Here is a 7,158-nt window from a genome sequence, read left to right on the forward strand (position 1 = left end):
GCAGCTCACGTGCAGCCCGACCCGCCCTGGCTCACACCCCGGGCAACCGCGGCGGGGTGAACGGCCCCCAGCTGAACGCGGGCAGCCACGGCCCCGGCGCCGCACTCCACTCCAGTGCCGTCAGCTGGGCCGATGACCGCCGCCCGGCCAGCGCCCGGTACAGCTCGTGGGCCGGAGCCGTCACGGTCGCCGTGGGCCGGCCCGCTCCCGCCGTCCACTCGGAGCCGCCCGTGGTGCGCAGCCGCAGCGCCGGCAGCCCGCGGCCGGCGACCGAACCCGAAAACCCGCGGACCAGCACCTCGAAGCTCGGCGCCCAGGCCGCGTGCTCGACCGGCGGCGGCACCCCGAGCGCCGCGCGCAGGTCCAGCTCGTGGGTGTAGGCGTCCATCACCATGATCTCGCCGCTGCGCCCGCCCGCCTCCGCGAGACGCCGGTCGAGGTCCTCGCCGACGTCGTCCCAGCGGTCGAGGAGCTCCGGCACCGTCGATGCCGTCGAAACCGGGGCCGTGCCGCCGTGGCGCTCGAGCACCCGCTCGGCGATCGCGGTGAGGTGACCCAGCAGGTCGGCGACGGTCCACTCCGGACACGCCGGAACCGGGCGCCGGTGGACGTCGGCGCGGGACCCCAGCAGCGCGCGGACACCGCGCCGCACCTCCGGGTAGGCCACGAAGTCCGGGGCCGGCCGACTCGCTGTCACGCGTCCCACCTCACCTGGCACGATCGGGGCTTCCGGCCCAGTATGCCCAGGTGACGGCACCGGCGAGTCTCCCCGCGTGCCGACACCGAGACTTCGGGAGGTAGTGATCTTGCCCACTCTGTGGTCCACGTCGGCGCAGTGGGACCTGTTGCCGCCGGTGCTGCTCGCGCTGGTGCTCAGCGTCGCGATCGGGCTCGAGCGCGAAGCCGGCATGAAGGCCGCCGGGCTGCGGACGCACAGCCTGGTCGGCGTCGGCGCGGCCGTGTTCATGCTGGTGTCGAAGTACGGCTTCGCCGACCTGCTCTCACTCGACCACATCGCGCTCGACCCGTCGCGGATCGCGGCGCAGATCGTCTCGGGCATCGGCTTCCTCGGCGCCGGGCTGATCTTCGTCCGCCGCGACGCCGTGCGCGGCCTGACGACGGCCGCGACGATCTGGCTCACCGCCGCGGTCGGCACGGCGTGCGGCGCCGGGCTGCCGGTGCTCGCGGCCGGCACGACCATCGCGCACTTCGTGGTGACCCGCGGCTTCCCGCCACTGCAGCGGTTCGTCGCGCGGCACCGCCGCGAGCCACCGGTGGTGCGGCTGAGCTACCTCGACGGCCACGGCGTGCTGCGCGCGGCGCTCGCCGTCTGCACCGGGCGGGGCTGGAGCGTGCACCACGTCGACGTGGATCACGAGTCTGTTTCCGAAGAGGGGCAACGGATCGCGGTCGTGACCTTGCGCCTCGACGGCCGCGGCGATCTCTACGACCTCGCCGCCGAGCTCGCCGAACTGCCGGGCGTCCGGAGCACGTCCACCGGTCCCGGGGAACCGCTCGACGAATGATCGCCCGCCCGGGCAGCGCGCGGGGGCGGGTTTGCGGCACACTGGGGTGCACCCGGAATTCCCCGGTACCGCAAGGAAAACGTGCGGCCGAGGAGAAACCATCCAATTCGGAGGTGAGACATGGCCCCCGGCGGTGGCGAGGACGTGGCGCTCGCGGTGCCCGGATTCGACCTGGCATGGCGCGGTTTTCACCGCGCGCAGGTCGCGGAGTACGTCGCGTGGGCCGAGGCCGAGATCCGCAGACTCACCGCGGAACGCGACACCGCGCGGCACCGCGCGGACGCGCTCGCCGAGGACAACCGTGAGCTCCGGGTGAAGATCGACCGGATCAGCCGCACCCCGATCGAACCGGACGCGCTCCAGGAGCGCTCGCGCCGGATGATCGAGCTGACCCGCGAGGAAGCGACCGAAATCACCACGCGGGCAACGGAAACAGCCGAGCGCGTACGCCGCGAGGCCGAGGCGGAGGCGGTCCGCCTCACGGAGAAGGAACGCCGCTTGGTCGCCGAAGCCGAGGCAGAGGCCGAGCGACGGCGCACCGAGCACGAGGAGTTCCTGCGCGCGGCCGAGCAGCGCCGCCGCGAGCTCGACGAGGCCGCGGCGCACCGCCGTGCCCAGCAGGAAGAGGACCACACCCGCGCGATGACGCTCCGCCGAGCGACGGCGATGCGCGAGCTGGCCGAGCAGGAAGCGGAGGCCAGGGCCACGGCCCGCAAGCTGGTCACGACGGCGGAGACCAAGGCCGAGAGCCAGGTCACGGCCGCGGACGCGAAGGCGACGAAGCTGGTCAGCACCGCCGAAGCCAAGGCGAAAAAGCTCGTGGCCGAGGCCGAATCGCGCCTCACCACCGCCGGAGCCGAAGCCGAGAACCTCGTCAGCACCGCGCAGAGCAAAGCCGAACACCTCGTCACCACCGCGGAAGCCCGGGCCAAAAAGCTGGTCACCACCGCCCAGACCGAGTCCGAACGCCTGGTCACCGAAGCGACCCGGCAAGGCGAATCCCTGGTCGAAGCCGCCCAGCGCGAGATCACCGCCCTCACCGAAGTCCGCGACAAGCTCCACGCGAGCCTCACCGGCTGCCGCTCCCTGCTCGCCGACGCGGCCGTCGCCCTCGATGACCGGCCCGCGCCCTTCGATCCCGAAGCCACCCTGCCGATGTCGAAGAGAGTGCCCGTCCAGCGACGCTCCCCGGCGGACCTCACCGACGCCGTCGGCTGACCCCCTTGCCCGCCGCCCGGGCAGCCTCCATGATCGGACCGTGAGGCGAACGAAGATCGCGCCGGGCGGCGAACGGGACGTCGTCTCTTGACCTGGACCGTCCGGCGGGTGTTCGCCCTGGTCGCGGCCGTCGTCACGCTCGCCGCGTCGACCACGCTGGCCAACCGCGTGCTGCCCGGCTGGGCCTACCCGGTGTGCGGCCTGGTCGCCGCGCTCGTCCTGGTCGCCCTCGGGAAAGTGGCCGGCTGCTCATGGACGGACCTGGGCCTCCGGGAACTCCGCCGTCCGGCGCTCGTCGGCCTCGCCGGCGCCGGGCTCGTCGCGGTGGTGTTCGGCATCGCGCTGGCCGTTCCGGCGCTGCGGACGGTCTACCAGGACGGCCGCGTCGGCACGCCCGACTTCGGGCAGCTGCTGTGGCTGACCTGCGGACGGATCCTCTTCGGCACGGTGCTGATCGAGGAGGTGGCGTTCCGCGGGGTGCTCCCGGCCCTGCTGGGTGCCCGCGACGACCGCTGGCGCTGGCCCCCGATCCTGGGCGCCGCGGCACTGTTCGGCCTGTGGCACTTCTTGCCGGCGCTCGCCGTCGGCCGCAACGCGGCGGTCCACGCCGTCTTCGCCTCGACGCCGGTGGTGGTGCTGCAGGTGCTGGCGATGACCGCGGCGGCCCTCGCCGGGATCTTCCTGCACTGGTGGCGCCACGCGGGTCGCGGCGTGCTGGCGTCGGTGATCGTGCACTTCACGACCAACGCCGGCGGCCTCACGCTGGCCGTGCTGGTGCGCTAGGAACGCACCAACCGGGCGATCGCGTCGGACGCTTCCCGGACCTTCAGGTCGGCTTCCTCGCCACCGGACGCCGCCGCCTGGACCACGCACGTCGCCAGGTGCTCGTCGAGCAGCTCGAGCGAGAACGACTGCAGGGCCTTCGTCGCCGCCGAGACCTGCGTCAGGATGTCGATGCAGTACTTGTCCTGCTCGACCATGCGCTGCAGCCCGCGGATCTGCCCTTCGATCCGGCGCAGCCGCTTGAGATAGGCCTCGCGCTCAGTGCCGTAACCCGTCATCGCCCTACCTGTCCCCTCGTCGGCGTCCCCGGCCACCGACTATACCCTCCGGGGGTTCAGCGGAAGCGGCGCAGCCGGAGGCTGTTGCTGACGACGAAGGCCGACGAGCACGCCATCGCCGCGCCCGCGATCATCGGGTTGAGCAGGCCGAGCGCCGCCAGCGGCAGCGCCGCGACGTTGTACGCGAACGCCCAGAACAGGTTGCCCTTGATCGTGGCGAGGGTGCGGCGGGCCAGGCGGATCGCGTCGGCGGCGACCCGCAGGTCGCCGCGCACGAGCGTCAGGTCGCTCGCCTCGATGGCCGCGTCGGTGCCGGTGCCCATGGCCAGGCCCAGGTCGGCCTGGGCGAGCGCGGCCGCGTCGTTGACGCCGTCGCCGACCATCGCGACCACGCGGCCCTCGGCCTGCAGCCGCTTGACGACGTCGACCTTGCCCTCGGGCAGCACCTCGGCGACGACCTCGCCGATCCCCGCCTCGGCGGCGATCGCCCGGGCCGCGCCCGCGTTGTCGCCGGTCAGCAAGATCGGCTCGAGGCCGAGTTCCCGCAGCTCGGCGACGGCGCGCGCGGACGTCGGCTTGATCGTGTCGGCGACGACCAGGCGCCCGCGGACCTCGCCGTCCCAGGTCACCCCGATGGCGCCGCCGGCTCGCCCGACGCTGACGGTGCGTCCTTCGACCACGCCGGTCACGCCGACCCCCGGGGTGCTGCGGAAGTCCGTCACAGCGGGAAGCACGCCGAAACGCTGCTTCGCGGCGTCCGCGATCGCCCGGCCGATCGGGTGCTCGGACGCGGCTTCGACGGCGCCCGCGAGCCGCAGCGCCTCGCCGTCGCCCTCGACCAGCGTCATCCGGCCGGTGGTGACGGTGCCGGTCTTGTCCAGGACGACCGTGTCGACGCGGCGCGTGTTCTCGAGCACCTCGGGGCCCTTGATGAGGATGCCCAGCTGGGCACCGCGGCCGGTGCCGACGAGCAGCGCCGTCGGCGTCGCGAGGCCCAGCGCGCACGGGCAGGCGACGATCAGCACGGCCACCGCGGCGGTGAACGCGTCTTCCGGCCGGCCGCCGGTCGCGAGCCAGACCACCAGCGTGGCCAGCGCCGCGAACACGACCAGCGGGACGAACACCGCCGAGACCCGGTCGGCGAGCCGCTGGACCTCGGCCTTGCCGTTCTGCGCGGCTTCGACGAGCCGGGCCATCCGCGCCAGCCGGGTGTCCTCGCCGACGCGGGTGGCGCGCACGAACAGCCGCCCGCCGACGTTGACGGTGGCCCCGGTGACGGCGTCCCCCGGCCCGACCTCGACCGGCACCGGTTCCCCGGTGAGCATGCTGGTGTCGACCGCGGAGCCGCCTTCGGTGACCACGCCGTCGGTGGCGATCTTCTCGCCGGGCCGGGCGATGAACACGTCGCCTTCGCGGAGGTCCTTGACCGGGATCAGGCGCTCCTCGCCGTCGCGCAGGACCGTGACGTCCTTCGCGCCGAGGTCCATGAGCGCACGGAGGGCGGCGCCGGCGCGGCGCTTGGCGCGGGCCTCGAAGTAGCGGCCGGCCAGGATGAACGCGGTGATCGCGGCGGCCACCTCGAGGTACAGGCTCTCGCCGGGCATCCCGTGCCGCATGCCGATCTCGCCGGCCATGCCGAAGAAGAGGGCGTACAGCGACCAGGCCACCGAAGCGACGACGCCGAGCGAGATGAGCGTGTCCATCGTGGCGGTGACGTGGCGCAGGTTGACCGCGGCGGCGCGGTGGAACGGCCAGGCGCCCCAGGTCACGACCGGGGCGGCGAGGACGAGCGAGACCCACTGCCAGTAGTCGAACTGCCAGGCCGGGACCATCGCGAGCGCGACCAGGGGAACGGTGAGCGCCACTGAAAGGAGCAAACGCTTGCGCAGCGTGGGCGTCTCGTCGAGCTCTTCCGGTTCGGGGAGGCGCGCGGAGTACCCGGCGGCTTCGACGACGGCCCTGAGGTCGTCGACCGACAGCTCGCTCGGATAGCTGACCTGGGCCTTTTCGGTGGCGTAGTTGACCGTCGCGGTCACGCCGCCGACCTTGTTGAGCTTGCGCTCGACGCGGGCGGCGCAGGACGCGCACGTCATGCCGCCGATGGCGAGCTCGACGCTTTCTGCGGACTGCGCGGTGGTCATGGGACTCAGGCGACCAGGCGGTAGCCGGCCTCGGTGACGGCCGCGGCGACGTCGCCGGCGGGCAGCGGCGTGTCGCTGGTCACGGTGACGCGTCCGCTCTCGACGTCGACGTCCACGCTCCGGACGCCGGCGAGCTCCGAGACCTCTTCACGGACCGACGTGGCGCAGTGTCCGCAGGTCATGCCCTCGACGGTGTAGCTCGCTTCGGTCATCAACGGCTCCTTTCGTTCCCCTCCCTTTATACCCATCGGGGGTAGGGGTTCACTCGTGACCCCCGCCAGACTCGCGGTATGCGCAAGCTCTACGCGATCGGGATCGGCGCCGGGGACCCGGAGCACCTGACGGTGCAGGCGATCGACCGGCTCAACCGCGTCGACGTCTTCTTCGTGCTCGACAAGGGTGCGGAGAAGGCCGACCTGGTCCGGCTGCGCCAGGAGATCCTCGACCGGTTCGTCACCCGCCCGTACCGCGTGGTGCTGGTGACGGACCCGCCCCGGGACCGCACGCCCGACGACTACCGGGCGGCGGTCGCGGACTGGCACGCGGCACGGGCGGCGGTCTACGAGCAGGTGCTGCTGTCGGAGCTTCCGCCGGATTCGGCGGGCGCGTTCCTGGTGTGGGGCGACCCGTCGCTGTACGACAGCACGATCGCGCTGATCGAGGCGGTGCTGGCGCGCGGGAAGGTGGCGTTCGAGTACGAGGTGGTACCGGGGATCAGCAGCATCTCGGCGCTGGTGGCCCGCCACCGGACGACGATGAACCAGATCGGGCGGTCGGTCCAGCTGACGACCGGCCGCCGGCTGGCGTCGGGCTGGCCTCCGGACGTCGACGACGTGTTCGTCCTCCTGGATGCCCACACGACGTTCGACGGCTTCACGGCCGAGGGTCTGCACATCTACTGGGGCGCGTACGTCGGAACGCCCGACGAGATCCTGCTTTCCGGTCCGCTCACGCCGGCACTGGCCGCCGAGATCCGCCGCGTCCGCGCGGAGGCCCGGGAACGGCACGGCTGGATCATGGACACGTACCTCTTGCGGCGCCCCGCCCCGTAGCCGTCCGGCTGTTTCCGGGCATGAAGAAAGGCCCCGGGAGACTCACGTCTCAACCGGGGCCTTCCCCAAATTAAGTTCGGCGGTGTCCTACTCTCCCACAACCCTTCGGTTGCAGTACCATCGGCGCTATCAGGCTTAGCTTCCGGGTTCGGAATGGGAC

8 protein-coding genes and 1 rRNA gene are annotated in these 7,158 nt (G+C 72.6%); 4 read left to right on the forward strand and 5 right to left on the reverse strand.

The window, feature by feature from the left end; all coding sequences use genetic code 11:
• Positions 1-31 precede the first annotated feature (31 nt).
• Positions 32-697, reverse strand: coding sequence for a maleylpyruvate isomerase family mycothiol-dependent enzyme (locus tag ACZ7OU_RS42870; RefSeq protein ID WP_470259663.1), 666 nt, complete (start codon positions 695-697; stop codon positions 32-34).
• A gap of 109 nt (positions 698-806) precedes the next feature.
• On the opposite strand from ACZ7OU_RS42870, the gene ACZ7OU_RS42875 reads away from it, so the two are divergent.
• From ACZ7OU_RS42875 to ACZ7OU_RS42885, 3 genes are all read left to right on the forward strand, one after another.
• The gene (locus tag ACZ7OU_RS42875) at positions 807-1,526 is read left to right on the forward strand and encodes an MgtC/SapB family protein (protein WP_470259664.1); all 720 of its coding nucleotides are present in this window, start codon (positions 807-809) and stop codon (positions 1,524-1,526) included.
• A gap of 120 nt (positions 1,527-1,646) precedes the next feature.
• Positions 1,647-2,744, forward strand: coding sequence for a M protein (locus tag ACZ7OU_RS42880; RefSeq protein WP_470259665.1), 1,098 nt, complete (start codon positions 1,647-1,649; stop codon positions 2,742-2,744).
• An 87-nt stretch (positions 2,745-2,831) separates the two neighbouring features.
• Positions 2,832-3,527, forward strand: a complete 696-nt coding sequence (locus ACZ7OU_RS42885) for a CPBP family intramembrane glutamic endopeptidase (protein ID WP_470259666.1) — start codon at positions 2,832-2,834, stop codon at positions 3,525-3,527.
• Here the strand turns inward: ACZ7OU_RS42885 and ACZ7OU_RS42890 are convergent.
• The 3 genes from ACZ7OU_RS42890 to ACZ7OU_RS42900 are packed head-to-tail and all read right to left on the reverse strand — an operon-like array spanning position 3,524 to position 6,158.
• The gene (locus ACZ7OU_RS42890) at positions 3,524-3,805 is read right to left on the reverse strand and encodes a metal-sensitive transcriptional regulator (protein WP_125314973.1); all 282 of its coding nucleotides are present in this window, start codon (positions 3,803-3,805) and stop codon (positions 3,524-3,526) included. The genes ACZ7OU_RS42885 and ACZ7OU_RS42890 overlap by 4 nt on opposite strands.
• A gap of 56 nt (positions 3,806-3,861) precedes the next feature.
• On the reverse strand, positions 3,862-5,946 hold the full coding sequence (locus tag ACZ7OU_RS42895; RefSeq protein ID WP_470259667.1) for a heavy metal translocating P-type ATPase: 2,085 nt from the start codon (positions 5,944-5,946) through the stop codon (positions 3,862-3,864).
• 5 nt (positions 5,947-5,951) lie between these two features.
• The gene (locus ACZ7OU_RS42900; RefSeq protein WP_470245709.1) at positions 5,952-6,158 is read right to left on the reverse strand and encodes a heavy-metal-associated domain-containing protein; all 207 of its coding nucleotides are present in this window, start codon (positions 6,156-6,158) and stop codon (positions 5,952-5,954) included.
• 78 nt (positions 6,159-6,236) lie between these two features.
• Between ACZ7OU_RS42900 and cobF the strand changes: the two genes are divergently transcribed.
• Positions 6,237-6,998: a precorrin-6A synthase (deacetylating) gene (gene cobF, locus ACZ7OU_RS42905; protein WP_470259668.1), complete on the forward strand. Its 762-nt coding sequence runs from the start codon at positions 6,237-6,239 to the stop codon at positions 6,996-6,998.
• Positions 6,999-7,072: 74 nt separating this feature from the next.
• Here the strand turns inward: cobF and rrf are convergent.
• Positions 7,073-7,158, reverse strand: a 5S ribosomal RNA gene (gene rrf / locus ACZ7OU_RS42910); the annotation flags it as partial.

It is taken from the genome of Amycolatopsis sp. NPDC114505 (assembly GCF_055633615.1).

What these genes read in the sequence shown, in the direction of transcription:
- ACZ7OU_RS42880 (WP_470259665.1), top strand. Translation starts at nt 1,647, where the DNA reads ATGGCCCCCGGCGGTGGCGAGGACGTGGCGCTCGCGGTGCCCGGATTC.
- cobF (WP_470259668.1), top strand. Translation starts at nt 6,237, where the DNA reads ATGCGCAAGCTCTACGCGATCGGGATCGGCGCCGGGGACCCGGAGCAC.
- ACZ7OU_RS42900 (WP_470245709.1), bottom strand. Translation starts at nt 6,158, where the DNA reads ATGACCGAAGCGAGCTACACCGTCGAGGGCATGACCTGCGGACACTGC.
- ACZ7OU_RS42890 (WP_125314973.1), bottom strand. Translation starts at nt 3,805, where the DNA reads ATGACGGGTTACGGCACTGAGCGCGAGGCCTATCTCAAGCGGCTGCGC.
- ACZ7OU_RS42895 (WP_470259667.1), bottom strand. Translation starts at nt 5,946, where the DNA reads ATGACCACCGCGCAGTCCGCAGAAAGCGTCGAGCTCGCCATCGGCGGC.